We start from the raw sequence: 26020 nt of genomic DNA, 5'->3' as shown, positions 1-26020 counted from the left end.
CATGATCCGACAGATCACGATGGTGAAATTCAAACCCGAAGTCACCGCTGAAGACATCGTCCGGGTTGGCGAGGGTTTTGCCGCGATTTCAAGCGTTGTTCCCGGTATCCACCGTTTCGAGTTCGGTCCGAACCTGAAGCTGATGGAAGGCACCTGGGACTATGCCCTGGTGATCGATTTCGCGGATGAGGCCGCAATGCGCGGCTACGCCGGTCATCCCGACCATATTGCCTTCGCGCAGCAATTTGTTCCCCTGGGAGAAGCCGTGGCAAGGGTCCACTACACGGTTTGATCCGACTGCATTCCTGATCGGGTGCGCGCGCGATCAGGAATGCAGCGCATCCAGCGCGCCCATGCCTTGCGCGAATGGCAGTGGTTCATCCATTTCGCCGATAGCCTTGGCGAGCGCATCGAGCAGCAGGCCAATCTGCGCGGCAGTTATGACCAGCGGTGGTTTCAGCTGGACGACCGATGGATCGTAACCCGCGAACAATGCCAGCACACCGTGGCGGAACAGCGATCGCATCATCTTCACACCGCCCGCCGGATCGGCAAATTTGAGCCCCGCGGCGAGGCCGAGCTGGCGAACCTCCAACAGCTGCTCGGGGAACCGGGCCTTGAGCCGGTCGAAGCCTGCACCCAGCAGCGCGGCCATTTCCCGCACGTGGGCAAGGGTGGCGTCGGCGCTTGCCAGTGCCAGCACCTTGCGCGCGACAACGCAGCCCAGTTCGCTGCCGCCGAAGGTCGAAGGCATGGCAAGCGGAGCTTCGCGCGTCCAGGACGCTGCCCGTTCGATCATGGCCAGATAGGCAAAGGGATAGATCCCGCCGCCGATGCCCTTTGCTACCACCATGATGTCGGGCCGGGCGCCCCAGCGCTCCAGCCCCCACAGGTGGCCGCTTCGCCCCAGACCGGTCTGGATTTCATCCATGATCAGCAACGCGCCGTGGCGCTCGCACAGCGCCTTGACCCCGGCGTGATAGTCATCCGACGGGATCGGCCAACCCAGCGTCGCCGGCACCGTTTCGATCAGCACCGCGGCGACGTCGTCACCGGCCAACGCATCGGCCATCTGCCCCAGATCGTTCCAGGCGACTGTCACGAAATCATCGGCGTTCCGGCCAGTATTGAAGGGCTGCCAGAAGGCCTTGTCGCTCGCATTGGCCGCCAGCCCCGTTACGCCGTGGAAGCTCTTGGCAATCGAAACGATCTTGCGCCGCCCGGTGGCGAAGCGCGCAGCCTTGATCGCGGCGTCGTTGGCCTCGCTGCCGCTGGCGATGAAATGGACATGGCTCAGCCCCTCGGGGCTGGTGCGAACGATGTCTTCGGCCAGCAGCGCACGCTCTCTTGAGGCCAGAAACTGGCAACCGATATCGACCCGGTCGAGGGCTGCCTTGAGCGTATCGACGATCTCTGGATTGCGGTGACCGAAATTGTAGGTCGAACCATCGCACAGCACGTCAAGATATTTCGCGCCCGAGATATCGTACACGTCGCAGCCTGATCGCTCACCCATGATCAGGTCGACACCAATCTGCTTGAACAGGTCGATCTTGCCGGAATTGATATGGCCGCGCGTTACCGCCTCGATGTGATCGCGACCCGTGGTTTCCATGGCTATTCCTAACTCCCAGAACCTTCGTTGGCAGGCGAATTCATCAGCGCTTTCCGCCAAGACCCAGATTAACGCGGGGCAGCCAAGCGTATTGCTTTTTCGTGCCACTCAATTGATAGTATGCGCTAGCCGGAAAGAAGGATTCAGGGTGACCGAACCGTTAGGGCGCAGCCGGGCCTTGTTGGGCCTCACCGAAGCGGTGGCGCGCCATGGCGTTGATCCGGCCGCAATCCTCGCCAAGGCCGGCATCGGCTTCAATCCCGCTGACGATCCCGAACGATGGGTACCATTCCGGGGAATTCTGGCCTGCTATGAACTGGCGGCGCGTGAAGCGAACTTGCCCAGTTTCGGGCTGGAACTGGCCCGTTCGCGCGATTTCGCCTTTTTCGGGCCGCTCAATCTGATCCTGAAGTATGCGCCGGACTTCCAGACTGCGCTGCTTGAGTTCAAGCGCTTCTCGTCCGTGCAGATTGCCGGGGCCTACGAGGCCGATATCGTCGATATGGACGGGTCGTTCATCTATCAGTTCTTCCTCAACGAGGCGCTCCGGCCGATATCAAACCAGTGGGTTGAGGAATCGCTGCTGACGACCTTGAAGGTCGCGCGGATTTTCATCGGCAACAGTTTCACGCCGGGTTCCGTCCGCTTCAAGCACTCGCCAATCAGCCCGATCCGGAAATATGCCGAGTATTTCGGCATGGTGCCGGAGTTTGATACCGAGATCGACGGCATCGAGTTTCCCGACGAGGTTCTGCAGGCCAAGAACCGCAATGAAGATCACGATGTCCTGGCACTGGTCACCTCGGTACTGGGCGAGCAAACCGGTTGGGGCAGGAAGAACCTGCCGGACAATGTCCGCAGCCTGATCCGCCGATTTTTGCCGACCGGGCAGTTCTCGATCGAGATCATTGCCGACCAGATTTGTTCGAACAAGCGAACCCTGCAGCGCCGCCTGTCGCGCGAGGGACTGACCTACGACAAGCTGCTTGAAGACACGCGCAGGATGATGGCTACTGAACTGCTCGAAGACGGCAACCTGCAGCTTTCTACTATCGCCTATCACCTTGGGTACCGAGAACAGAGCACGTTCAACCATGCTTTCAAGCGTTGGTACGGGGTGACGCCAGGCGAATGGCGAAAGAACAGCCGTGGCGACATGGCGGACAGATAGCAAGGCGAAGCGCCGGGAGGTTGGCTGAGGACCTGGCTCAGACCCAATTCGGCATGACGGCGAGTTACCTGATGCTGGCTTCACTTCAGGGATCTTTTGGCACCAAGACACAATTTTTCGGCGCTCAAGCGCAATCCATTGTGCCGATAGACCTGCACGATCAAGGCTGGGAGATCTCCCCCGAACGACACCCGGTGCGATTGTCGAAGGTGAGATTGATTCTTCGATGACACGTGCTGCGGACCACGCGGTCAAAATGAGCTTGGGAGACTGGAATGGCTGACAGTGCATTTTCTGGCGATACCCTAGAAGTAGATCGCAAGGTCAGCATAGTCGCAGCACTGTTCGTCTTCGTCATGGGGTCGATCAGTTTTCCGCTGCTGCCGATGGTGGTGGGGGCCGTCACCGACCATCTCGACTTTTCTACCCGAGAGGTCGGGCTGATGGCTTCGGCTGACATGTTCGGCATGTTTCTGGCTGCGATTGCGGCGATCTACTGGATACGGCGGGCGAACTGGAGGCGCCTTGCCATCGCATTGGCGCTCTGCCTGTGCCTGTGCCACGTCGTTTCCTCGCAATTGCAGCATTTTGCGCCGTTGCTCGTGGTCAGACTGCTGGCGGGTTTCTGCGGCGGATCGATGATGGCGCTGGGCGGAACCGCGCTGACCGACGGTTCGCGCCCGGAACGCAACACGGCCCTGTTTATCGGCATGCAGATGGCGGTTGCCTCTGCGGGTTTCCTGGTGATGCCGCGCTTCATCGAAGGCTATGGCGTAGCAGGTGCCTATCGCTTCCTGGCAGCGCTTGCCGTGCCAGCCGTAATTGCTGCCTTCTGGATGCCGAAGGCTGGCAGGTGGCCCCGTGAAAGCGAAGAAGGTAGCGTCGCCAAAAGCGGTTTGACGGGCTCTGCACTGACCCGCGCGGTGCTGGTAGTGCTGTTCGCGACCCTTCCGGCGTTCTGGTTCCATGTCGCTTATGCTGCCAGCTGGGCCTATATCGAACGACTTGGCGTGGCATCGGGCATGTCGGTCGAAGCGGTCGGCCAGACGCTTTCGCTGTCGTTCCTGGCGGGGATTGGCGGGTCGGTTGTGGCGTGGTTGCTCAGCGACCGGATCGGCCGCCTGTGGCCCTGTGTCATTACCCTGGCCTTGCAGCTCGCTTCGCTGGGCGTACTGGCATTTTACCTCACTGGGCCAACCGCCTATGTGCTGGCGCTAATGGTCTACGTGTTCTGCATCACGTTTCCCTTTCCCTACCTTCTGGCCTTCGCGATCGAAATGGACCGGACCGGACGCGCTGCGGTGCTGTTTCTGCTGATGGTCAAGGCCGGGATCGCGATCGGCCCCTTCTTCGCTTCCAACTTCGTATCGAAGACCGATTTCACCCTGCCGTTGCTGATCGCAGCGATTTTCTACTCGGTTTGCCTGGTCAACATGTGGGGCGTCGGCTTGCTCAATCGCGCCATCAGTCGTGATGCAGCAGCGAAAGCCTAGAGCCAGGTCTGGCCGGTTTCGGCTCGCAAGAAGTGGCGCATAAACACAAATGATAGTCACGTTCGAGCAATTTCGTCGGCAAACCTGCTGATACCACTACCATCATCAATTTCTGCCTGCAGCGAACGGACAATCAAGGCCGATCGCGCGGCGGCGAACGAGTAGCAGCCATGCCAATGGCCTATGAGGGAGGGTAGAATGAACGAACGGAGCACTCTCGTTGGAAACGGGACGGAACAGGCTCGCATCGCTAGGACATCCTGCGGTCTTGCCAAGGCGCTCTTGCTTACGGGCAGCCTCCTGATCTGGCCGGCCTCACAGGCCTCGGCGCAAGAGGCGGCGCAAGTGGAAGCCCAGGACGGGCAGCTTGAAGAGATTGTTGTTACCGCCCAAAAGCGCGAACAATCCGCCCAGTCGACGCCGATCGCCATCACCGCCATTTCGGGTGACGCGCTGGTGCGGGCCGGGATCAAGAGCAGCAACGATCTGGCTGATCTGACCCCGGGCCTCAGGATCTCGCCGGTGTTCGGCGCGGGTAACATCCCGAACATTGCCATTCGCGGCGTGGGCCTCAACGATTTTCGCGACTACCACGAAAGCCCCTCGGCGGTTTACGTCGATGAAGTCTACAAGGGCGCGCTCGCGAGCCTCGACTTCCAGCTGTTCGATATCAACCGGGTCGAAGTTCTCAAGGGGCCGCAGGGTACCCTGTTCGGACGCAACGCGACCGGCGGCCTTATTCATTACATCACCAAGAAGCCGACCGATGAACTTGACGGTTTCCTGCGCGCTGGCGGCGGATCGTTTGGCGATGTCAATCTTGAAGGCGCAGTCGGCGGTCCGCTCGGGACCGGCGTTTCAGCGCGCATTTCGGCAATGTATCATCGCAACAGCGGTATCCAGCAGAACCAGAATACGGCGGCGGGCGCACAGGATGGCAACAAGGTCGATCTCTATGCGTTCCGCGGCCAGTTGAAGTTCAAGATGTCTGACAATGCGACGTTGCTGCTGTCCGGCGAGACTTCGCACAACCGCAACAACGGCGGCAACCCCTATCGCTATGCGCCCTCGTTCTTCGGTGCGGATGGCCTTGCACGGGTCGATACGGCAAATCGCGATATCGTCGTCGGCACGAGCGACCTCAACAACATCAATGTCAGCCCGGGCCTGTTCGTGAATTCGGACTACAATGCCGGAACCGCGCGGCTGGATGTCGATCTTGGCGGGGTGGAGCTGGTTTCGATCAGCAATTACCAGCATTTCAAGAAGAACCAGCAACAGGACTGTGACAGCGCTCCGGCGGTGTTCTGCATCACCCAGTACACCTCCAACACCAAGCAATACAGCCAGGAACTGCGGCTGCAGGGCAAGGGCGATGCCTTTACGTGGAACCTGGGGGCCTACTACTTCAACCTTCAAACCGACGGAACGCAGACCCTTGCCGGCCCTGTTGCCGGATTCTTCTTCGGCACGGCCTCGGGAACTACCGCCTTTGACACCCAGACGAAGAGCTGGGCGCTGTTCGGCCAGTTCGAATACAAGCTGGCACCGACGCTCACCTTCAACGGCGGTCTGCGGTATACCCAGGACAAGAAGGACATGTCGCAAACCTTCCTGCTGGGTGTCGTGCCGGGCGGGATTGTCTACGACAGCACGACAATAGGCGCGCTGGCCAAGCAGGACACCGACAACGTTTCCTACCTCGCCAAGCTGGTCTGGGAGCCGAGTGACAACGTGCTGCTCTACGGCGGCGTTTCCAGCGGCTACAAGGCAGGCACTTTCAACAGCGGCTTTGGTCCGGTTGCGCCCGCGAACTATTCGGTTAAGCCGGAAAAGCTGACCAGCTATGAAGTGGGCTTCAAGACAGAATTTGGCGATCGCCGCCACCGCCTCAACGGGGCCGTCTTCTATTACGACTACAAGGACAGCCAGGCATTTGTTTACCGCAACCTGAACCAGCTGCTGTTCAATGCCGATGCCAAGGTCACGGGCGGCGAGCTCGAGTATAGCGGCTACTGGACCGACGCCCTGCTGATCACTGCTGGCGTTTCGGTGCTCGATACCAAGGTCAAGAATGTCCAGGATGGCTCGGGAGCAATCCGTGACCGCAAGATGGTGCTTGCCCCCGATTTCACAGCGAATGCCTCGGCGCGCTACACCGTCGACCTTTCGAACAGTGGTTCGCTGGCGTTCCAGGTCGATGGCAATTACAGTTCGTCGATCTTCTTCGACAATCTCAACCAGCCAGGCCTTTCCGAAGGGTCAACCTTCCTGCTCAACGGGCGTGTCGCCTGGACATCGGCCAACAAGGAATTCGAAGTCGCGGCCTTCGTCAAGAATATCACCAACAAGGTCAATCTGATCTACGCATTCGATCTCACCGGAGATCTGGGTTACATCCAGCAGTCCTATCGCACTCCGCGCACGTTTGGCGCTTCGCTGACCGTCAACTTCTGAGCAATTGCGCAAGGATTGTAACCGGCTCCAATTGTCTCGCTCCGCTCCCTTGGTGTTTCAAGGGGGCGGAGAACCGGAGCGACATTTGTGATCGCATGGGTGGAACGATTCGTCGTATTCCTATCGGGTCGGCGCTCGATTTAGACAGCTATGGCCGGAGAGGCTCAGGATAGAATATGCGCTATTCGGCATGGGAAGTGTTCCGCAACGGGCTGACCGGCAACAAGGCCTGGAAACCGGTCTGGCGTGATCCGGAGCCGAAGCAGCGCTATGACGTGGTGATCGTTGGTGGCGGCGGGCATGGCCTTGCAACGGCATATTACCTCGCCAGGGTGCATGGCATCCGCAACGTCGCGGTGCTTGAACGCGGCTACATCGGTGGTGGAAATTCAGGCCGAAACACCACCATCATTCGCGCGAATTACATGAGCACGGCCAATGTGAAATTCTATTCGCATTGCATCAAGCTGTGGGAAAATCTCGAGCAGGAACTGAACTACAACGTGATGTTCAGCCAGCGCGGTCTGGTCGCGCTGGGGCACAGCGACGGGCAGATGGAAGCCATGGCCCGCCGTGCCAATTTCTGCCAGCTGGAGGGCGACGGCGGCGAGGTGTGGAGCCTGGAGGAATGCCGCCGCCAGATGCCCTACCTCAATTACGATGATCCCCGCTTCCCGATCTATGGCGCGCACTGGCACCCGAATGGCGGCACGGCGCGGCACGATGCGGTGGTCTGGGGCTATGCCCGCGGCGCGGATCGGCTGGGGGTCGACATTATCCAGAACTGCGCGGTCCAGGGTTTCAGGATCGAGGCTGGCAAGGTCGTCGGGGTAGAGACTTCGCGCGGCTTCATCGGGACGACCAAGGTCGGCATGGCTGTCGCGGGAAGATCGGGCGAGGTGGCGGCGATGGCAGGCTTCCGCCTGCCGATTGAAAGCCATGTCTTGCAGGCGTTCGTCACCGAAGGTCTGAAGCCCGTGCTGCCGACGGTGATAGGTTTCGGCATGGGCCATTTCTACATCAGCCAATCGGACAAGGGCGGGCTGGTGTTCGGCGGCGATCTCGATGGTTACAACAGCTATGCCCAGCGCGGCAATCTGCCGATGATGGAACATGTCGCCGAGGCCGGCATGGCGCTGATGCCGATGATCGGCAAGTCCAAACTATTGCGCTCGTGGGGCGGGATCAACGACATGACGATGGACGGTTCGCCGATCATCGATCGCTCGCCGGTCGAGAATTTCTTCATCAACACCGGTTGGTGCTACGGCGGGTTCAAGGCGATTACCGGCGGCGGCGATGCTTTTGCCCACCTGATCGCCACCGGCAATTACCACCCCGCCGCCGACAAGTTCACGCTGAAGCGGTTCGAAACCGGCGAACTGATCGACGAGACCGGTGCCGGCCCGCGGCCCGGACGGCATTGATGGGGACGAACCATGCGTATTGATTGTCCCAACTGCGGCAGCCGCGACCGGCGCGAGTTCCAGTATCTCGGCGCGGCGGTACTGATGGACCGGCCTGCGCCCGATGCGGGCGAACAGGCCTTTGTCGAATATGTCTATTTTCGTGAGAACCCCGCCGGCGCGCACCGCGAATTGTGGCTGCACGAAATGGGGTGCCGGTCCTGGATCGTCGCCGAACGGAACATGGGCACGCACGAATTTGCCTCGACCCGCCTGGCCGCCGACGTGAAGCGAGGTGCGAAATGAGCCGCCTGACATCCGGCGGTCAGATCGATCGCACCCAGCCGCTCAGGTTCAGCTTCGATGGCAAGAGCCTTGCCGGATTCAAGGGCGACACGCTGGCCTCTGCCCTGCTGGCCAACGATATCCGTCTGGTCGGGCGCAGCTTCAAATATCACCGCCCGCGCGGGATCCTCTCCGCCGGTTCCGAAGAGCCCAATGCGCTGATGCAACTCGGGCAAGGCGACCAGACTACGCCGAATGTGCGCGCTACGACGCAGGAGCTTTACGATGGTTTGATCGCTGCTTCGCAGAACCGCTTTCCGTCGCTCGCTTTTGATCTTCTGAGCGTGAACGATCTGATGGCGCCGTTCTTCGGCGCGGGCTTCTATTACAAGACCTTCATGTGGCCCAAGTCGTTCTGGGAGAAGGTCTATGAACCCTTCATCCGCCGTGCCGCCGGACTTGGGCGGCTCAGCGGCAAGGCCGATCGGGCGCTCTACGACAAGGCTTTTGCCCACTGCGACCTGCTGGTGATCGGCGGCGGGCCCGCCGGATTGATGGCTGCGCTCACTGCGGCACGCGGCGGGCTCGATGTCATCCTCGCCGACGAGGATTTTGCTTTTGGCGGCCGCCTCAACTCTGAAACCGTCGAAATTGCAGGTCAACCCGGGGCTGGCTGGGCTGCGCAGGTGGTGACCGAACTAGCGGGCATGGCCAATGTCCGCCTGATGCCGCGTACCACGGTGACCGGCGCCTATGATGGCGGCACCTATGCGGCGTTGCAGCGGGTTTCGCATCATCTTGCCGATCCGGCGGACCATCTTCCGCTCGAGACATTCTGGCGGATCGCGGCACGGCGGACGATCCTGGCCGGCGGCGCGATCGAACGGCCGATCGCCTTTGCGAACAACGATCGCCCAGGAGTGATGATGGCGAGCGCCGTGCGCAGCTACGCCAACCGCTTCGCCGTGTTGCCGGGGCAGAAGATCAGCCTGTTCACCAACAACGATGACGGCCACCGCACCGCGCTCGATCTGCTGCGGCTCGGTGCGGATATCGCCGCAGTCGTCGATACCCGCGGCGATGTGGCGGCGATGGGCGACTATCCGCTGATCACCGGGGGGCAGGTCACCGGGACCTCAGGCCGCCTCGGCCTGAAATCGATCACGGTCAGCAGCGCCTCGGGAAGGCTGAAGGTGGCCACAGATTGTCTCGCGGTTAGCGGTGGCTGGAACCCGTCGGTGCATCTCACTTGCCACATGAACGGCCGTCCGGTCTGGCGCGAGGACATTGCCGCTTTCGTTCCGGCTGACAATGCCATTCCGGGGATGCGGGTGGCTGGTGCTGCAAACGGTGATTTCTCCACCCACGCCGCGCTTTCCGCTGGAGCGGCGGCTGCGGCGGAGGCGCTGGGCGATCTTGGAAAGCCTGCGCCCGCCACCGTCTTTCCCGCAGCCGAAGATGCCCCGATCCAGCTTGAGCCGTTCTGGCACTTCACAGGCAGCAAGGGCCGCGCCTGGCTTGACCTGCAAAACGATGTGACGACCAAGGATGTCGCGCTGGCCCACCGTGAGAACTTCCGTTCGGTCGAACACATGAAGCGTTACACCACGCTGGGCATGGCGACCGACCAGGGCAAGACTTCGAACGTCGGCGGGCTGGCGGTCATGGCCGACCTTACTCAGCGCTCGATCCCCGAAACCGGCACGACAACCTTCCGCCCACCCTATTCACCCGTAGCTCTGGGGGCCCTGGGCGCGCACGGTGCGGGCAAGGATTTCGCGCCATCGCGCTTCCTGCCGTCCGATGCATTGGCGCGCGAACTGGGAGCGCATTTCATCGAAATGGGCGTCTGGTATCGGCCGAGCCTGTTTCCGCAGTCCGGCGAAACCCATTGGCGGCAAACCTGCGACCGGGAAATGCGCATGGTGCGCTCGGCGGTGGGGATCACCGACATCACGCCCTTCGGCAAGATCGACGTGCAGGGTGCGGATGCCGCAGTTTTGCTCGACCTCGTCTACGCCAACACCATGTCCAGCCTCAAGCAGGGCCGGGTCCGTTATGGGGTGATGCTGCGCGAAGACGGCATGGCGCTCGACGACGGGACCTGCGCGCGGCTTGGCGAGGATCACTTTGTGCTGACGACCACCGCAGGGGCCGCCAGCGATGTGTTCGCCCATCTCGAATTCTGCACGCAGGTGCTGCGGCCAGAACTCGACGTGCAATTCTTCTCGGTCACTGACCAGTGGGCGCAGTTCTCGATTGCCGGGCCGCGATCGCGCGAATTGGTGAGCGGGTTGTGCGACGAGGACATATCGAACGAACGGATCCCGTATATGGCATGCGCCGAGGTGACAATCGGCGGGATTGGCTGCCGGTTGTTCCGTATCTCGTTCTCTGGCGAGCAAAGCTATGAAATCGCCATTCCGGCGCGTTATGGCGAGGCCCTGGCGCGGGAACTCGGCCAGCGCGCGGCGGCGCTTGGCGGCGGCTGGTACGGGCTGGAGGCGCTCAACGCGCTGCGGATCGAGAAGGGCTATCTCACCCACGCCGAGATGACTGGCCAATACACCGCCGATGCTCTGGGGATCGGGGGCATGGTCTCGGCCAAGAAGGATTGTATCGGCAAGGTTTTGAGCCAGCGTTCGGCGCTGGTCGGCCCGGGCAAGATGGAACTGATCGGGCTGAAACCGGTGTCGCCGCTCAAGCAGTTCAGCGGCGGGGCATTCCTGTTCAGCCAGGGAGCAAGGCAGGTGCTCGGCAACGAGGAAGGCCATGTGACAAGCCATTGCTATTCGCCCTCGCTGGATCATGTCATCGCAATGGCTTTCCTCAGGGACGGCCGATCGAGGCTGGGCGAACATATCATCATGAAAGACAATGCCCGCGGGATCGAGGCTGTCTGCGAAGTTTGTCCGATGGTGCATGTCGATCCGGACGGGGAGAGGCTGCGTGGTTGATCTGGTCGCAAAGAGCCCGCATTCCGGACTGCTTCCGCTAAGCGCGGGGCAGTTGACATTGACCGAAGCTGCGCCGGCTTTCGTCAGTTCGATCCAGGCACGCCAGGGCAAGTCTTCGGCTCTGGCCAAGGCGCTTCAGGCGAGCCATGGGCTTACTCTGCCCGAAGTCGGCAAGGTGACTGCGGCGACAGACCATCGGCTGTTGTGGTTCGGTACCGATCAATATCTGCTGATTGGTGCAGCGCCCGCAGCCCCTTCGCTTTCAGAATTTGCGGCTCTCACCGACCAGGGCGATGCCTGGGCGGTGATGCACCTGGTCGGTGCGGGCGCGGCGGAGGTGCTTGCGCGGCACTGCCCGCTTGATCTGCGGACCGAACGCTTCGGAATCGGCCAAACCGCCCGTGCGCCGCTGGCAGACATGCCTGCGATCATCACCCCGATCGCGCAAGGTTTTGAAATCATGGTCCTGCAGAGCCTGTCGCGTACTGCTGTGCACCACCTTCACCAGGCCATGCTCTCACTTGCTGCGCAAGCCAGTCTGATCTGACGCCCGGCGTTAGCCGGTAGTCGTGAGTGCGGCGTTCCGACTGAACGCCGGCACCTGTTCTTCAAGGACTTTCTCATGTCGCAATCGTTTACCCTGACAATCACCTGCCCCGACCAGCCGGGAATCGTGCAACGTGTGAGCGGGATGATTCTCGACAATGGCGGCAACATTCTTGATTCGAGCCAGTTTGGCGATTGCGAGACCGGCATGTTCTTCATGCGGGTCGTTTTTGCAACGGATGCCACTGAATCGGATCTGGCTACCGCGCTAGGAGCGATTGCCGCTGAAATCGAGCTGGACTGGAAGCTGGTGCCCAGTGACCGGCGTGCGCGCGTGCTTTTGCTCGTGTCCAAATTCGATCACTGCCTTGGCGATCTGCTCTATCGCAGCCGGACCGGTGACCTCGCGATGGATGTCGTCGGGGTGGTCTGCAACCATCCGAGGGAGGTTCTCAACATCACCATCCTGGGCGATGTGCCGTTCCATTATTTGCCCGTCACGCCGTCGACCAAACCGGCGCAAGAAGCCGCAATCCGGACGCTCATTGAGGAAAGCGGTGCCGATCTGATTGTGCTCGCGCGCTACATGCAGATCCTTTCGGATGAGATGGCCGCGTTTCTCAGCGGACGCTGCATCAACATTCATCACAGCTTCCTGCCCAGTTTCAAAGGCGCGAAGCCCTATCATCAGGCGCATGCTCGAGGGGTCAAGATGATCGGTGCAACCGCTCATTATGTGACCGGCGATCTGGATGAAGGGCCGATCATTCATCAGGACGCAGAGGCGATCACGCATGCCGACTCGCCTGACGATCTGGTCCGGCTTGGTCGTGACGTGGAGCGGAGGGTATTGGCGCGGGCGGTGCGATACCATTTGCAACACCGCGTATTGCTCAATGGGCGCAAGACTGTGGTATTCGTGGGATAGGTTTTGAAATATGGATCGCGAATGAGCCAGGGTGAATTCGACTATGTGGTGATTGGCGCAGGTTCATCGGGTGCAGTCGTTGCGGCACGTCTGAGCGAGCGTCCAGACCTGAAGGTGCTGCTGCTCGAAGCCGGTGAAGTAGACCGGGGTCTGTGGATTCATGTGCCGCTCGGTGTCGGCAAGATCCTCACCGATCCCCGCTATGTCTGGCAGTACTTCACCGAAGAGACCAAAGATCCTCCGCACAAGCCGGTCTATTGGCCCAAGGGCCGCTTGCTCGGCGGCTCCAGCTCGGTCAACGGCATGGTGTTCGTCCGCGGTTCCAAAGCAAGCTGGGACGAGTGGCGCGACCTGGGTTGTGAGGGTTGGGGGTATGACGATATCTTGCCCAGCTTTCGGCGGATGGAAAACCGTGTAGGCGGTGATCCGGTGTACCGCGGTCAGAACGGGCCAATCACCGTCACCAATGTGGCGCATCGCTCACCTGTGTCCGAGGCTTTCAAGAAGGCCTGCGAGGCGCTTGGAGCGCAGCCGCTTGAAGACTATAACGCCGTTGACAATGTCGGTGTCGCCGATCTGCAAATGTCGATCCGCAAGGGTCGGCGTTGTTCAACCGCGGTCGGCTACCTCAGGCCTGCCAAGCGCCGCCGCAATCTCACCGTCCTGACGGGCGCATTGGCCGACAGGCTGACTTTTGATGGCACGCAGTGTACCGGTGTTAGCTATTGGCAGGGTACGATTCGAAAGCAGATCCGCGCGCGGCGGGAAGTGATTCTGTGCGCGGGATCGATCGAATCGCCAGCGCTCCTTGAACGGTCCGGGGTCGGCAATCCGGCCGTCCTTGCCGCCGCCGGAGTGAAGCTGCACCATGCACTCGCGCAGGTCGGCGAGAACTTGCATGATCATCTGCAGGTACGGATGTCCTTCGAGGTAGAGGGCGAGCGGACAGTCAACGACATCCTCGGCAGCCCGTTGCATGGTGCCTTCGAACTGCTGAAATATCTCGTTACCCGCAAAGGTCTGTTTGCGACTTCAACGGTTGTCTCTCACGCCATCATGAAATCCCGTCCAGACAGCGAGACAGCCGACACCAAGATCCAGGTTGCCCTGATGAGCGGCGCGGATCGCTACAGCGGCAATGGCAAGGGGACTGACAGCTGCCCGGGCATGACGCTCGGGACTTTTCAGATCCGCCCGCTCTCGCGCGGATCGGTGCATATCGCCTCTGCCGATCCACGAAAGCCACCCGTGATCGTGGCCAATTATCTCCAACACTCCCAGGATCAGCGCGATACCATTTCAGGTCTGCGCCTGATCCGCGACGTAGCTGCAAAAATGGGGCCGGAAGGGCACGTCGTGCGCGAACTGCTGCCTGGCCCAGACGTGATATCCGACGAAGCCCTGCTCGCCTATGCTCGGGAAACCGGGCAAACTTCGTGGCATCCGATCAGCACCTGCCGGATGGGCAGTGATCCTGACGCCGTAGTCGACCCGCGCCTGCGCGTGCGAGGCCTTCAGGGATTGCGGGTAGCTGATGCGTCGATCATGCCAACCATGGTCTCGACCAACACCAATGCCCCCTGCATTCTGATCGGTGAACGTGCAGCGGAAATGATCCTGGGGGATGCCGGCTGAACCTGCTTTCGTCGAGCGACTAACGACGCGCGAGCGCCGAGCACATGCTGCCGTTTGATTGATCGATCCGAGGAGGCTTTGGGCTGCACGCGTGACTTGGATCGCGGCGCGATACTCACTCGCTGGTCCTCGGTTGGGGGGTCCGCCTTCCAAACTGGGCGTCTTATGGAGCCTTGCCGGCTAGGCGAATGTAGCTGACTTAGTAGTGACCGGCGCAAAGTGGGGAAGATGTGGGGGCGGTTCGTCCAGAAATCTGAAATGAGGCGGTTATTCAGCTTGTTGTTCAAATAGACTGGCGCCCTCCCGCTCCGCCACGCATTCCCAGAGCCAATCTCTGCTTTGGTTAGCAGCCATGCGTTCCGCCGCGTGTGCGGTTTATGCCAAAGCTCGCACCAATATCGGTGATTTGGGCAATCAGTTGGCCCAGTAAATGTATTCCTGATCCTTGCGCCATGGAGCATTGAGCGGAACATCGATCCGGATCGGGGCTTCGAGGAGGCCGGGCCACAGCGGTGGCGGCATCCTGGCGTTCTGCACCTCGATCAGCTTGAGCAGCTCGGCCGTGCGCTGGGGTTCGCGCGTCGCCAGGTTGACCTGCTCGGTCGGATCGGCGGCAAGATTGAACAGCCAGACCTTGTCCGGCCGCTTCGAGACTTGCAGCTTCCAGTCGCCCGCGCGCACCACCCGGTAATCGCCCGAGCGCCAGAAGGTCACCTCACGCCGGGGTCCGGTGCCGAGCAGGTTGAAGCTGTCCATCGCGCGGTCGCCGGGCATTTGCGCCCCAGTGGCCGCAGCAATCGTGGCGAACATGTCGAGGTGCTGGGCGGTGTCGGGGCGCACGGTTCCTGGCGCGATCTGGCCGGGCCAGCGCATCAGCATCGGAACGTGAATCCCGCCTTCGAAGAAGGTACCCTTGAACCCGCGGTAGGGCTTGTTGTGATCGGGGATCCCTGTGTACCAGGCCCCGCCATTGTCGCTGGTGAAGATCACCAGCGTGTTCTGGTCGAGCCCGGTATCCTTCAGCTTTTGCAGCAGATCACCGATCCGCCGATCGAGCTGGCGGATCATCGCGCCGTAAACCCGCTGGGTGTGATCCTTGATCTGCGGCAGCGCATCGTAGTCTGCCTTGGTCGCCTGTAACGGCGTGTGCGGGGCGTTGTAGGCCAGGTATAGGAAGAACGGGCGGTTCTTGTTGGCCTCGATCGCGGCGATCGCATTGTCGGTGAAATAATCGGTCAGGTGGCCTTTGGGGCGAAACCGCTGATCATCGCCCCAATAGACCGCATAGGGCAAGTTGGCCCACAGATAGCGGTCGATCGGATCCCACGGCAACCTGGCGTCAACCGCATCTGGATCGCCGCTCGCCGCAAACATCCCGCCGCCCGCGCGCAGCCCCAGGCTTTCGTCAAAGCCCTGCGATGTCGGGCGGAGCGGCTGCGCTTCGCCCAGATGCCATTTGCCGATGTGGATCGTGTGATAGCCCTTGGGCTTGAGGATTTCGGGCAGCATGATCTGGTCGTGCGGTACGCCCATATCGGCGTAGGCAGGCAGATCGTGGTTGAGTTCCTTGTGGTAGATCGCTGGATAGAGCGGGCTGTCTCCCGCATGCGCCAGATTGCCCACGAACGAGGCCGGGACGGCGGTAAATTCGAAACCAAAGCGGGTCGGGTAACGCCCGGTCATCAAGGCCGCGCGCGAGGGCGAACAGGTGGAATTGGCGGCATAGCCGTTGGAAAAACTGACGCCCTGCTTGGCGATCGAATTAATATTGGGGGTCGGCACCGCCCCGCCAGCCACGCCGCCACCGTAGAGCGAGATATCGTTCACCCCCAGATCGTCGGCGACAATCAGGATCACGTTGGGCGGACGCTCGCCCGAAGGTGTGGTTGCGGGGCCCTGGTCCCAGGTCACCGGACGGTTGTCGGCAATCGGTTCGCGCAGTTCGCCGATGATCCCGGGAATGTAGATGCCGTATTGGCGCAGGCCAAGATAGCCCGCGCCGAGCAGCAGGGCCACGGCCCCCAGCCATTTCATCGTGCGGTTCATTTGGGGCCTCTTGGGTGAACTGCGCCAGGCCGCAGGGCGAGCGCCAGGAAGAACAGGATAACCGGGACCAGGATCAGGCTGCCATAGTGTTCGGGCGGATGGTGGCCGCCGGCTTTCCCTTCGCCAATCCAGGCCGACCAGCTGAGCAAGATGCGCTCCAGCAGACTCACCACCAGAAACAACGGCACCAGCGAGCGATAGAACAGCGCGACGACCAGCGTCACGATCCCGTGCGCAATCTGGGTGGCGCCCGCCCAGGCGAAAAGGCCCAGGATAAGCTTGCGATTGTGGCTGAGATCGAGCCCGGCAATCGCCTCCGCGCCGCCATCGGGCAGGAAGCTGTGGATCATCCCCGGCACGATCCAGCCGACACCGTAAAGGGCCAGAAACCAGGCCGCATAGCGCGAGCCGTGGTATTGGTGATTGGTGCTGGGCGGGAGCAGCGCGGTCATGATCCGCTGCTCAGCAGTGCCACATGGCCCAGCGCGGCGGCCAGCGCCAGCGCCAGCGCCACGGTTACGCGCGGGCTGACATAGAACGAAACAACCCGCTGGGTCGGGAAGGAGAAGGTTGCTAGCGTGCCCAGGATCTTTTCCGGGTGGGCATCCTTGAAGGCAGGGTCCATCGCCAGCTTCATCATGTCACGCCGGCTGCGGTATCGCATCAGCCCGAAAATCGTCCAGCCGGGATCGGGCTCGGTATTCCAGGCATCGACATAACCGCCGACCTTGCGGCCAACGATGCCGGGATGGCCGCCATTGCGAAACAGTACCGGCATGAAGCGTTTCGAATAGCGCTTGAGCAGTTCGAAGCCCTGAACCATCTCACCACTGGCCGGGTCTTTGACCTGGTCCATCTGCGCCTTGACCAGGTTGAGCATCACGAATTCGCGCCCGTCATAGGCTTCGAGGAACGCGCGCATCACGTCCGGGCTGTTGCCGGTGCCTTCATAACGACCTGCCATCTCGGCCAGAAAGGCCTCGACTTCCGCCGGATTGAGCGGACCGGACCAATTGTCATACCACAGCCGGAACAGCACATAGGCTGCCAGTGCTGCGGCCCAAATCATCCACGATGCCATCAGTCCACTCCCCTATCTACCACTCAATTGACATTATTTGTGCCATAATATAGCGACTTTGGTCAACCAACCCCAGCACGAAAGCGCCTTTGCGGCGATCAAACCGGCGATGGCTGTCACGAAGCTCCCCCCTGCATTGGCGAAGCAAGCCCCTCTCGGTGATGGGCGGCGCGAGCGCAGCCGCTCCAGCCGCGCGAAAATCGTCGCCGCCTTGCTCGATCTCATCGGCAAGGGCGATGTCTCGCCCAGCGCGGCGCGGGTCGCCGAAGTGGCCGGGGTCGGGCTGCGCTCGGTATTCCGGCATTTTGAGGATATGGACGCGCTCTACCGCGAAATGGGTGAAGTGATCGAGGCGCGGGTTCTGCCGATCCTGCTCCAACCGCCGGTCGGTGAAACCTGGAAGGACAAGGTCTTCGACCTGGCCGAGCGCCGGGCCAAGCTTTTCGAAACAATCATGCCCTATCGGATCTCGGCCAATCTCAGGCGCTTTGAATCGACCTATCTGATGCACGATTACCGCCGGATGCTGCGGTTCGAGAGCGAATCGATCGAGGCGCATTTGCCGCAGTCTGTGCGGACCGATGCCACTGCAGCAGGTGGGCTCAACGTGATCCTGAGCTTCCAGACCTGGCGGCTGCTGCGCCACGATCAGGAACTGCCAGTCGAAGCGGCAAAGGCAGTGGTTCGCCGCTTGCTTGGTGCCGCCTTGGCCGAACTGCCAGACGGTTGACCATGCGCGGCCTGCTTGCCTTGGGGTTGCTGGTCATGGTGGCAGGCTGCGAGACTGAGCCGACTGCACCGGTTTCAGCATGCGCCGAACTAGCCGCCAACGCTATGGTCGACATCCCCGCGGGTAGCTTCACAATGGGCGAGGATCCTCAGAACCCAGAGGAAGGCCCCCCGCGCAAGGTCTCGCTCAAGCGCTTCTTCATCAGTGCTCATGAAGTGACCAATGCCGAGTTCGCCGCCTTTGTGAAGGCCACCGGATACAAGACCCTGGCCGAGCGCGATCCGCCCAAGCTGCCCGGCGCGCCGCCGGAGATGTTGCAGCCGGGATCGGCGGTCTTCCAGGCACCAACGCAGGAGAATCCCAACTGGTGGTACTGGGTTGTGGGTGCGCAGTGGCGGCATCCATCCGGCCCAGCAGATAGCATCGCGGGGCGCGGGCGCGAGCCAGTGGTCCAGATCGCCTACGAGGATGCTCAAGCCTATGCGAAGTGGATCGGGCTGGAGCTGCCGACTGAGGAACAGTGGGAATACGCCGCCCGCGCTGGAGGCACGGCACTGCCTGAGCCAGTCGATGCAGCGGGCAAGCCGCAGGCAAACTACTACCAGGGTGTCTTCCCGGTGAAGAACCTTGGCACCGACGGTTTTGTCGGCCGGGCTCCGGTGGGCTGCTTCAAGCCCAATGCTTTCGGGCTCTACGACATGATCGGCAATGTCTGGGAATGGACCAGCACGTCGGGATCGCGCCCGGACGCCGGTGAACCGGCCAAGGTGATCAAGGGCGGATCGTTCCTCTGCGCTGCGAATTATTGTGCGCGCTATCGCCCGGCCGCGCGCCAGTTCCAGGAGCGGGGCCTTGGGACCGACCACATCGGGTTCAGGCTGGTCGATAACATCAAGCCACTTCCGCCGCGTTGACCATTGGTGAAAAATATGGCATTTACAGTGCCAATAATATCGCCGCAATGGAGAAACCCATGAAAGTCCTGCGCACCCCCGATGCGGCTTTTGCCGGGATCGACGATTTTCCCTTTGCCCCGCACTATCTGGAAATCACCGATCCGGATGACGGCACCAGGCTGCGCGTTCACTATCTGGATGAAGGGCCGCGTGACGCGCCGGTGGTGCTGATGATGCATGGTGAGCCAAGCTGGTGCTACCTCTACCGCAAGATCATCGCACCGGTAGTCGCGGCGGGTTTCCGCGTGGTTGCGCCCGACCTGATCGGGTTCGGGAAATCGGACAAGCCGGCCAGGAAGACCGATTACAGCTATGCCCGACACGTCGGCTGGATGCGCCAGTGGATCGAGGCGCTCGACCTGACCAATATGACGCTGGCCTGCCAGGACTGGGGCTCGCTGATCGGCCTCAGGCTGGTGGCTGAAATGCCCGATCGGTTCGCCGGCGTGGTGCTGTCGAACGGCGGCCTGCCCGAAGGCGGCACACCGCCGCGCGCCTTCGCGATCTGGCGCGCTTTCTCCAAATGGAGTCCGGTCTTTCCGATCGGCAGGATCGTCAACGCAGGAGCCAAGCGCGCGCTCAGCCCGGCAGAAATCGCCGCCTACGACGCGCCCTTCCCGGACAGCAGCTACAAGGCCGGGGCGCGGATTTTTCCCAGCTTCGTGCCGTTCGAAAACAACGTCGCGGTGCCCGACCAGAAGCGCGCCTGGCAGGTGTTCGAGCAATGGGACAAGCCGTTCCTGTGCTGCTTCAGCGATGGCGATCCGGTGACCCGCGGCGGCGAGGCCCGGTTCATTGGTCGCGTTCCCGGAACCAAAGACCAGCCGCATTGCACGCTCAAGGGCGGCCACTTCATCCAGGAGAACGATCCGCAAGGCTTTGTCGACTGCATCCTGAAAGTGGCCAAGAAGTGAAAGTCCTGCGCACCCCCGAAGCGGCCTTTGAGGTCCTTGCGGACTATCCCTTCGCTCCGCATTATCTTGAGGTCGGTGCGCCCGGCGCGCCCTCCTTGCGGCTCCACTGTGTTGACGAGGGACCGCGCGATGCCGCGCCGATCCTGCTACTCCACGGCGAGCCGACCTGGTCCTACCTCTATCGCAAATTCGTGCCCCCGCTCGCCGCTGCAGGCCACCGGGTGCTGGCGCCCGACCTGATCGGCTTCGGCAAATCGGACAAGCCCGCCGAGCGCGCCGATTACAGCTATGAACGCCATGTCGCCTGGCTCAGCCACTGGCTGATCCAGCTCGACCTCCAGGACATCACGCTGTTCTGTCAGGACTGGGGCGGACTGATCGGGCTGCGGCTGGTCGCGGCCTTCCCGGAACGCTTCGCCCGTCTGGTTATCTCAAACACCTATCTGCCCACCGGCGAAAGCATCGGTCCAGGCTTCGATGCCTGGCGCACCTTCAGCCAGGCAACGCCCGAGTTCAAGACCGGCCGGATCGTCGCTGGCGGTTGTGCCCGCGAACTGAGCAGTGCCGAAGTGGCCGCCTACGATGCGCCCTATCCCGACGAGAGCTATCAAGCCGGGGCACGCCAGTTTCCCGTCCTTGTGCCGGTGACCCCTGACCACGCATCCGTCGCCGAAAACAAAGCGGCGTGGACGGTGCTCGAGAGCTTCGCCAAGCCGGTGATCACTTGCTACGGCGAGCACGACCGGGTGCTCGGCCACCTCGATGCCGAAATCCAGCGGCGGATCCCTGGTGCCACGGGCCAACCGCATTGCCGGATCGAAGCCAGCCATTTCTGCCAGGAAGATCAGCCCGAACGGCTGGTAGAGCTGATCCTCAATTTCATCGAAGCACAGGAGTCCTGAATGAACGTCTCCAATCAGATTCACCCCACCCCTGAACAGGCCAAGGCATTCTTCAGTGGTGAGGAAGATGGTCCGATGTGCATGGTCAACCTGCTCAAGTTCAAGGACAAGGCGACCTACGCCGACGGTTCCGAGCCTGAGCTTTCAGGGCGCGATGCCTATCTGCGCTACGGAGCCGGGGTCCAGGCCTGCCTCGCCGCGGTTGGCGGCAAGGCCCGTTTCAGCGGCATGGTCACCGATCTGATGCTGGGCGAAGTCGAAGAGTTGTGGGACATGGTCGCGATCGCCGAATACCCCTCGCGGGCAGCGATGCTGGAGATGGTCCAGTCGGCAGAATACCAGGCGATCACCAAGCACCGCGACGCTGGCCTCGCCGGGCAGCTCAACATCAGGACCAAGGCAATCGGCTGAGGCGGCGTGGCTTAAGCGCAGACTGCACCGCGCGGCAGTTCAATACCATTGTCACCGGCAAAGATCACCTCGTTGCCGGGGATCGCCGCGCCGCAAGTCTGGGCCGTGGTTTCCACCGGACCGCCCGGACGGCACAAGGTGATATTGGCGCATTCGGCCATGCCATAGGCGGTGATGATGTCGCGCGGGCCGAGTTCTTTGCGGATCCGCTCGATCAGCACCGGCGGCACAGGTGCCGCACCCGCTAGGCCACGTCGAACTGCGGCAGCACAAGGCCATAGGTCATCATCACGTCCTTGGTGCTACCTGTCGTGCCCGCGGTGCCCATGCTGCCAAAAGATCTCGGTGCGGTTTGGATCCCCACTCCCCCTCCATCACCTTGCGTTCTCAGATCTCCGGGCCCGCTTGCTTTCAAAGTGCAACCGTGCATTTCTTGGCCGGACAAGTGCATCGGCACGCGGAATCGACCTGGAAGCGGAGTGCAACCGGGTTGGTCGGGGGAAGGAAGGTCGGGCGGGCAGCGTGGACCTGCGTTCTGCAACATTTGCGACACTGGCGTTGATCGCAGCGCTGTTCACGCTCGCGACCCTGGTCGAGCGGCGTTCGGCGGTGTTCCAGGCGCGTCCTGCGTGGCGCCATTTGGCCTATACTCTGGCTTTGGGCGTCTATTGCTCAAGCTGGACCTTTTACGGCGCGGTGGGCAGCGCGGTCCGCGATGGTTGGAACTATTTGCCGATCTACCTTGCGCCGATCCTGTTCCTGCTTTTTGCGCCACGCTTCATCGAGCGCCTGTCCGAAGCCGTGGCGATGGAACGGGCGACCACGGTATCCGACTTTATCGCGGCGCGGTTCGGCCACGATGTCGGGGTTGCCCGGCTCGTCACCATGATCGCGCTGCTTGGTTCGATCCCCTATGTCGCTCTGCAATTGCGATCGATCGGCTATGCCATGTCGATTGTTTCGGGCCAGCAGGTTACTTTTCCGGCGATGGTCATCGCGGCCATCCTGCTTGCCCTGTTCGCGATCCTGTTCGGGGCGCGCCGTTATGAAGTCGCAGGACGAAGCGAGGGTCTGGTCTATGCGATCGGGGTCGATTCGCTGTTCAAGCTGCTGGCGCTGGCGGCCGTTGCCATTTTGGCGATCTCGGTTCTGCAAGATCTACGTCCGGCTGAACTCAATCAGGCTTTGGGCGGTCTGGCGGAGCAGTTCGCGCCAGGACGGATCGCGCTCGAGACAATGGTTATCGCGCTGATTTCCGCCACGGCGATCATCGCCCTGCCGCGGCAATTTCACATGGGCCTGGTCGAAGCGCGCGAACCGAGCGATCTCAGCCGCGCCAGGCCAGGGCTGATCGGCTATCTCGGGCTCATGGCAATCACTGTTCTGCCGATCTCGCTGGCCGGGATCAGCGTTCTTGGCACCGCGGCACCACCCGACAGCTTCGTGCTTGCCCTGCCCGCCGCCCGAGATGACGCGCTTGTTCTGATCCTGGCACTGCTGGGCGGTGTTAGCGCGGCAGCCTCGATGGCAATCGTCGATGCCACCGCGCTGGCGACAATGATTTCGAACCATCTGGTTTTCCCGGCCCTGCTCCGCGACGACGTGCGGCGCCGCGCCGGTGCCCTCGGCGCCAGAATGCTGCTGGTGCGGCGACTTTCCGTGCTGGCGATCATGCTGCTGGCGCTGGCCTGGGCGATGCTGGTTTCAGCCTCGAACTCGCTTGCCTCGATCGGGCTGATCGCCTTCGCCGCGATGGCCCAGTTCACCCCGCACCTGATCCTGGCGGCAAACGGCGGGGGCCGCGATCCGCTTGCCGCCCGCGCCAGCCTGACAGCAGGATTGGTGCTGTGGGCCTATACCCTGGCGCTGCCGCCGATCTTGCCCCCGGCATGGCTGGGACAGCTTCGCGGCAGTCCGGCCGACCCGCTGCAGCTGTTCGGGGTCGGATCAGCCAGCCCGCTGGTTCATGGGGTTTTCTGGAGCCTCGGCGTGAACCTGCTGGTACTTTTCGCGCTTTCGGCCAAGGGAATCCGCGCGCCGGCCTTGCCCCGGTTCCTGCGCGCACAGCGCACGATCAGCGACATGCCCAGCCTGGTCGAACTGACCGCAAGTTTCATCGGCCGCGAACGGGCCGAGCAGGAATTTCAGGATGTGGCGATCGGCCAGCCGGTGGATCGCCGATCGGCCCGGCACGCGCAGGAGCTGATTGCCCGCGTGGTCGGGGTTTCCTCGGCCCGCACCTTGGTGACCTCGGCACTGGCCGGCGGGACGATGAGCTTGCCCGAAGTTGCCCGACTGCTTGATGAGCGCGGGCAGAACCTGCGTTTCTCACGGCAGCTGCTCGCTGCCACATTCGAAAATATCGACGCTGGCATCAGCGTGGTCGATGCCGAGATGAACCTGGTGGCGTGGAACTCGCGTTATCTCGAACTGTTCGATTACCCGTCTGGTATGGTCCGGACAGGCCTGCCAGTCGCAGACCTGCTTCAGCACAATGCCCAACGCGGCGATTTCGGCCCTGGAGACTCCGAATTCCACGTCCAGAAGCGGCTCGGCCACCTGCGGCGCGGGCTGGAGCATTCGTTCGAGCGCCGCCGCAATGACGGGCGGGTGATCAAGACCGTGGGCGGCCCGATGCCCGGCGGCGGCTATGTGATGAGCTTCACCGACATTACCGAGGAAGCCCGGGTTCGCGAGGAACTGCGGCGGACGCTGGACGAATTGGAAAGCCGGGTAGCTGAACGTACCAGCGAATTATCCGAAGTGAACCGGCTGCTGGCGCAAAGCGATGCGGACAAGACGCGCTTTCTCGCGGCGGCCAGCCATGATCTGCTCCAGCCACTCCACGCCGCCCGGCTGTTTACCGCTGCGCTGGACCGCGAAGTCGATGACAAACCCCGGCAACTGGTCCACCGCGTCGAAAGCGCGATCATTGCGGCTGAAGACCTGCTGCGGGCCTTGCTCGACATCTCGAAACTCGATGCCGGAGGCGTCCAGCCGCGCCCCGAGCCGGTCAACCTGAAAGAATTCTTGGTCGACCTGACCGACAGCCTGCGACCGCTGGCGGAAGAACGGGGGCTGACCCTGCGGCTGGGGCCCGCACCAGGGAGCGTCGTGACCGATCCGGCGTTGCTGCGCTCGGTTATGCAGAATTTTCTGACCAATGCGGTGCGCTATACCCGGAGCGGCGGGATCGTTGTCGGGGTCAGGCGCCGGGGCCAGAATTGGCGGATCGACGTGATTGATAGCGGGGTCGGCATTGCACCCGACAAGCTTGATGCAGTGTTCGGGGAATTCACCCGGCTTGGCGATGTCGAGGAGGAGGGCCTCGGCCTCGGTCTGGCGCTGGTCCAGCGGATTGCGCGATTGCTCGGCGGGCGGATCAGCGTTGCGTCGAAGCCCGGGCGAGGCAGCCGGTTCAGTTTTGCGCTGCCGGTGGGGGATGCCGTTATCGGCACACCGCGGCCAGCTGCCTCGCTCAACGCCGAGCCAGCCCGTTCGCTGGCAGTCTTGGTGATCGACAACGATCCTCGGATCGTCGAAGCCACCAGCGCCTTGCTGCAAGGCCTTGGGCACCGTCCGCTTGGCGCTTCCGGGAGGGACCAAGCGCTAGCGCATTGCGGCGCTGCGGATGCCATTCTCGCCGACTACCAACTTGATGACGGGGAAGAAGGGCTCAGCGTGATCGAAGCGATCTGGCAAGCTCGCCCTGGGCTTCCGGCGCGGCTGGTTACGGCCGAATCCGGAGAGGCGATGGCGGCACGCGCGCGGCAAATGGGAGTGTCGATCCTGGCCAAGCCGGTTGATCCGGCAATGATCGCCCGGTTCCTCGCCGAAGTGTCAATGCTTGAGGTCGAGCCCTAGCGAGCGGGCGACCAGTGCGGCTTGGGTGCGGTTGCGCACGTCAAGCTTGCGCATGATCGCGGTCATGTGCGCTTTCACGGTGGCCTCGCTCATCCCCAGCGAATGGGCGATCTGCTTGTTGAGCTGGCCTTCCAGCACGGCCAGCAAGACCTTGAGCTGTGTCGGTGTGAGGCCGGCCACAGTCTGGCGCACGGCATCTTCGGGCCGGGACGGAGCAGGCGAGGAGGTCGGCGGCGCGGCGTTCAACGCCCGGCCAATCGCCGCCTCGATCGCTGCCAGATCGGCATCCTTGCGCAGGAACCCGATCGCTCCGAAGGCTCTCGCCTCTTGCGCGGCGCTTTCACCCTCGGCACTTGAAACGACCAGGATCGGCACTTCGGGCCGCTCGGCGTGAAGCAGGGCGATCCCTGAATAGCCGATTGCACCCGGCATCTTGAGATCGAGCAGGATCAGCCGCAGGTCCGCCGCCTCGCTTACCGCGCGGGCGGCTGCAGCCAGTGTCCCGGCTTCAACCAGCTTCGCCGTCGGAGCGACCCGCTGAACCGCCAGGGTCAGGGCCTGGCGAAACAGCGGATGATCATCCGCGATCAGGACCGTACCGCTCAACGCCCCGGTCCCGGCCA

22 protein-coding genes are annotated in these 26020 nt (G+C 62.1%); 16 read left to right on the top strand and 6 right to left on the bottom strand.

All coding sequences use genetic code 11. The features are described 5' to 3' along the window. Position 1 precedes the first annotated feature (1 nt). Positions 2-292, top strand: coding sequence for a Dabb family protein (locus B2V17_RS02325; RefSeq protein WP_292994730.1), 291 nt, complete (start codon positions 2-4; stop codon positions 290-292). Positions 293-325: 33 nt separating this feature from the next. Here B2V17_RS02325 and B2V17_RS02320 read toward each other — a convergent pair whose 3' ends face one another. Continuing rightward, positions 326-1615 carry an aspartate aminotransferase family protein gene (locus B2V17_RS02320; protein WP_292994728.1) on the bottom strand — a complete coding sequence of 430 codons (1290 nt, stop codon included), beginning with the start codon at positions 1613-1615 and terminating at the stop codon, positions 326-328. Between B2V17_RS02320 and B2V17_RS02315 the strand changes: the two genes are divergently transcribed. From B2V17_RS02315 to B2V17_RS02275, 9 genes are all read left to right on the top strand, one after another. After that, entirely contained in the window at positions 1614-2786 is a 1173-nt protein-coding gene (locus B2V17_RS02315) for an AraC family transcriptional regulator (RefSeq protein WP_292994776.1), read from the top strand. The two genes, B2V17_RS02320 and B2V17_RS02315, sit on opposite strands and share 2 nt — an antisense overlap. Positions 2787-3061: 275 nt before the next feature. Then, the gene (locus B2V17_RS02310; RefSeq protein WP_292994726.1) at positions 3062-4279 is read left to right on the top strand and encodes an MFS transporter; all 1218 of its coding nucleotides are present in this window, start codon (positions 3062-3064) and stop codon (positions 4277-4279) included. A gap of 345 nt (positions 4280-4624) precedes the next feature. After that, positions 4625-6736 carry a TonB-dependent receptor gene (locus B2V17_RS02305; protein WP_292994724.1) on the top strand — a complete coding sequence of 704 codons (2112 nt, stop codon included), beginning with the start codon at positions 4625-4627 and terminating at the stop codon, positions 6734-6736. Between the two features lie 176 nt (positions 6737-6912). Then, positions 6913-8163 (top strand): sarcosine oxidase subunit beta family protein, encoded by a 1251-nt coding sequence (locus tag B2V17_RS02300; protein ID WP_292994722.1) that lies wholly within the window; start codon positions 6913-6915, stop codon positions 8161-8163. Positions 8164-8175: 12 nt separating this feature from the next. Further along, positions 8176-8448: a sarcosine oxidase subunit delta gene (locus B2V17_RS02295; protein ID WP_292994720.1), complete on the top strand. Its 273-nt coding sequence runs from the start codon at positions 8176-8178 to the stop codon at positions 8446-8448. Next, positions 8445-11384 (top strand): sarcosine oxidase subunit alpha family protein, encoded by a 2940-nt coding sequence (locus B2V17_RS02290; RefSeq protein WP_292994718.1) that lies wholly within the window; start codon positions 8445-8447, stop codon positions 11382-11384. Before B2V17_RS02295 ends, B2V17_RS02290 begins: the two co-directional genes overlap by 4 nt. Beyond that, entirely contained in the window at positions 11377-11931 is a 555-nt protein-coding gene (locus B2V17_RS02285; protein ID WP_292994716.1) for a sarcosine oxidase subunit gamma, read from the top strand. Before B2V17_RS02290 ends, B2V17_RS02285 begins: the two co-directional genes overlap by 8 nt. Before the next feature lie 75 nt (positions 11932-12006). Continuing rightward, on the top strand, positions 12007-12858 hold the full coding sequence (gene purU / locus B2V17_RS02280; protein ID WP_292994714.1) for a formyltetrahydrofolate deformylase: 852 nt from the start codon (positions 12007-12009) through the stop codon (positions 12856-12858). 21 nt (positions 12859-12879) lie between these two features. After that, complete coding sequence (locus B2V17_RS02275; protein WP_292994712.1) at positions 12880-14493, top strand: GMC family oxidoreductase; 1614 nt, start codon at positions 12880-12882, stop codon at positions 14491-14493. A 414-nt stretch (positions 14494-14907) separates the two neighbouring features. Here the strand turns inward: B2V17_RS02275 and B2V17_RS02270 are convergent, their stop codons facing one another. The 3 genes from B2V17_RS02270 to B2V17_RS02260 are packed head-to-tail and all read right to left on the bottom strand — an operon-like array spanning position 14908 to position 17620. After that, complete coding sequence (locus tag B2V17_RS02270) at positions 14908-16539, bottom strand: sulfatase-like hydrolase/transferase (RefSeq protein WP_292994710.1); 1632 nt, start codon at positions 16537-16539, stop codon at positions 14908-14910. Further along, on the bottom strand, positions 16536-16991 hold the full coding sequence (locus B2V17_RS02265; RefSeq protein ID WP_292994708.1) for a hypothetical protein: 456 nt from the start codon (positions 16989-16991) through the stop codon (positions 16536-16538). The genes B2V17_RS02270 and B2V17_RS02265 overlap by 4 nt, the downstream gene beginning before the upstream one ends. Next, positions 16988-17620: a hypothetical protein gene (locus B2V17_RS02260; protein WP_292994706.1), complete on the bottom strand. Its 633-nt coding sequence runs from the start codon at positions 17618-17620 to the stop codon at positions 16988-16990. Before B2V17_RS02260 ends, B2V17_RS02265 begins: the two co-directional genes overlap by 4 nt. Before the next feature lie 58 nt (positions 17621-17678). On the opposite strand from B2V17_RS02260, the gene B2V17_RS02255 reads away from it, so the two are divergent. The 5 genes from B2V17_RS02255 to B2V17_RS02235 are packed head-to-tail and all read left to right on the top strand — an operon-like array spanning position 17679 to position 21533. Then, entirely contained in the window at positions 17679-18350 is a 672-nt protein-coding gene (locus tag B2V17_RS02255; protein WP_292994704.1) for a TetR/AcrR family transcriptional regulator, read from the top strand. Positions 18351-18352: 2 nt separating this feature from the next. Next, on the top strand, positions 18353-19264 hold the full coding sequence (locus B2V17_RS02250) for a formylglycine-generating enzyme family protein (protein WP_292994702.1): 912 nt from the start codon (positions 18353-18355) through the stop codon (positions 19262-19264). Between the two features lie 59 nt (positions 19265-19323). Then, entirely contained in the window at positions 19324-20220 is an 897-nt protein-coding gene (locus B2V17_RS02245) for a haloalkane dehalogenase (protein ID WP_292994700.1), read from the top strand. Next, positions 20217-21122 carry a haloalkane dehalogenase gene (locus B2V17_RS02240; RefSeq protein ID WP_292994698.1) on the top strand — a complete coding sequence of 302 codons (906 nt, stop codon included), beginning with the start codon at positions 20217-20219 and terminating at the stop codon, positions 21120-21122. Before B2V17_RS02245 ends, B2V17_RS02240 begins: the two co-directional genes overlap by 4 nt. Next, positions 21123-21533: a DUF1330 domain-containing protein gene (locus tag B2V17_RS02235; protein WP_292994696.1), complete on the top strand. Its 411-nt coding sequence runs from the start codon at positions 21123-21125 to the stop codon at positions 21531-21533. It abuts the gene before it with no gap. 11 nt (positions 21534-21544) lie between these two features. Here the strand turns inward: B2V17_RS02235 and B2V17_RS02230 are convergent, their stop codons facing one another. Next, positions 21545-21763 carry an AMP-binding protein gene (locus B2V17_RS02230; protein WP_292994694.1) on the bottom strand — a complete coding sequence of 73 codons (219 nt, stop codon included), beginning with the start codon at positions 21761-21763 and terminating at the stop codon, positions 21545-21547. A 292-nt stretch (positions 21764-22055) separates the two neighbouring features. Between B2V17_RS02230 and B2V17_RS02225 the strand changes: the two genes are divergently transcribed. After that, the gene (locus B2V17_RS02225) at positions 22056-25397 is read left to right on the top strand and encodes a hybrid sensor histidine kinase/response regulator (protein WP_292994692.1); all 3342 of its coding nucleotides are present in this window, start codon (positions 22056-22058) and stop codon (positions 25395-25397) included. Here the strand turns inward: B2V17_RS02225 and B2V17_RS02220 are convergent. Beyond that, entirely contained in the window at positions 25374-26003 is a 630-nt protein-coding gene (locus B2V17_RS02220) for a LuxR C-terminal-related transcriptional regulator (protein ID WP_292994690.1), read from the bottom strand. The two genes, B2V17_RS02225 and B2V17_RS02220, sit on opposite strands and share 24 nt — an antisense overlap. Between the last annotated feature and the right edge of the window lie 17 nt (positions 26004-26020).

This window comes from Novosphingobium sp. UBA6272 (assembly GCF_002440635.1).
Classification (GTDB): Bacteria; Pseudomonadota; Alphaproteobacteria; order Sphingomonadales; family Sphingomonadaceae; genus Novosphingobium.
This window is presented reverse-complemented; position numbering and strand designations above follow the sequence as displayed.

Excerpts from the sequence above, each read along its gene's own strand:
- B2V17_RS02245 (WP_292994700.1), top strand. The coding sequence starts at position 19,324 with ATGAAAGTCCTGCGCACCCCCGATGCGGCTTTTGCCGGGATCGACGAT.
- B2V17_RS02310 (WP_292994726.1), top strand. The coding sequence starts at position 3,062 with ATGGCTGACAGTGCATTTTCTGGCGATACCCTAGAAGTAGATCGCAAG.
- B2V17_RS02300 (WP_292994722.1), top strand. The coding sequence starts at position 6,913 with ATGCGCTATTCGGCATGGGAAGTGTTCCGCAACGGGCTGACCGGCAAC.
- B2V17_RS02270 (WP_292994710.1), bottom strand. The coding sequence starts at position 16,539 with ATGAACCGCACGATGAAATGGCTGGGGGCCGTGGCCCTGCTGCTCGGC.
- B2V17_RS02250 (WP_292994702.1), top strand. The coding sequence starts at position 18,353 with ATGCGCGGCCTGCTTGCCTTGGGGTTGCTGGTCATGGTGGCAGGCTGC.
- B2V17_RS02290 (WP_292994718.1), top strand. The coding sequence starts at position 8,445 with ATGAGCCGCCTGACATCCGGCGGTCAGATCGATCGCACCCAGCCGCTC.
- B2V17_RS02315 (WP_292994776.1), top strand. The coding sequence starts at position 1,614 with ATGGCTATTCCTAACTCCCAGAACCTTCGTTGGCAGGCGAATTCATCA.
- B2V17_RS02275 (WP_292994712.1), top strand. The coding sequence starts at position 12,880 with ATGAGCCAGGGTGAATTCGACTATGTGGTGATTGGCGCAGGTTCATCG.
- B2V17_RS02320 (WP_292994728.1), bottom strand. The coding sequence starts at position 1,615 with ATGGAAACCACGGGTCGCGATCACATCGAGGCGGTAACGCGCGGCCAT.
- B2V17_RS02265 (WP_292994708.1), bottom strand. The coding sequence starts at position 16,991 with ATGACCGCGCTGCTCCCGCCCAGCACCAATCACCAATACCACGGCTCG.
- B2V17_RS02260 (WP_292994706.1), bottom strand. The coding sequence starts at position 17,620 with ATGGCATCGTGGATGATTTGGGCCGCAGCACTGGCAGCCTATGTGCTG.
- purU (WP_292994714.1), top strand. The coding sequence starts at position 12,007 with ATGTCGCAATCGTTTACCCTGACAATCACCTGCCCCGACCAGCCGGGA.
- B2V17_RS02325 (WP_292994730.1), top strand. The coding sequence starts at position 2 with ATGATCCGACAGATCACGATGGTGAAATTCAAACCCGAAGTCACCGCT.
- B2V17_RS02235 (WP_292994696.1), top strand. The coding sequence starts at position 21,123 with ATGAACGTCTCCAATCAGATTCACCCCACCCCTGAACAGGCCAAGGCA.
- B2V17_RS02295 (WP_292994720.1), top strand. The coding sequence starts at position 8,176 with ATGCGTATTGATTGTCCCAACTGCGGCAGCCGCGACCGGCGCGAGTTC.